Origin of the sequence: Lysobacter sp. TAB13 (assembly GCF_052113885.1) — a bacterium.
Taxonomy (GTDB): domain Bacteria; phylum Pseudomonadota; class Gammaproteobacteria; order Xanthomonadales; family Xanthomonadaceae; genus Lysobacter; species Lysobacter gummosus.
Genome location: NZ_JBFRDR010000193.1, coordinates 1 through 457, shown reverse-complemented (window position 1 = coordinate 457; position 457 = coordinate 1). Strand labels below are relative to the sequence as shown.

Sequence of the window (457 nt, the reverse complement as noted above, 5' to 3'; positions counted from 1 at the left end):
CCGGAATGGCCCGCCGGCGGCGAGCCGGGTCGCCTCCGAACAGGCCAGCGCGCCAAGGCGCTCGATCTGTTTTTGGTCGAAACCGGCGCCGCGCAGCGCCGCATCAGCGCATTCGCCCTGGTCGCCGGTGATCTCGATGATTGCCAACGCCATCCTGCGGATGCTGTTCCTGTCCGCGAGCGAACGGGCCTGCGCCCAGTTGCTGCGGAGATCCTCCAGCGCCTCGGCAAAATCTGGCCCACGGCCATGGATGCAGTGGCCGGCAGCGATGCCCTGGGGGTAGAGCACGCCGCGCACGGCAGATTCATCCGGATGCTCGGTGCTGACCGAGAGATCGGCCCAGGCCGCCGGCCCCGCGGCCGGCAGCGATGCCCTGGGGGTAGAGCACGCCGCGCACGGCAGATTCATCCGGATGCTCGGTGCTGACCGAGAGATCGGCCCAGGCCGCCGGCCCCGC

General features: G+C 70.7%; 1 protein-coding gene. It reads right to left on the bottom strand.

The features are described from left to right. The coding region (locus AB4Y92_RS25775) for a hypothetical protein (RefSeq protein WP_441822204.1) at window positions 1–408 on the bottom strand (408 nt) is incomplete at its 3' end. Window positions 409–457 lie beyond the last annotated feature (49 nt).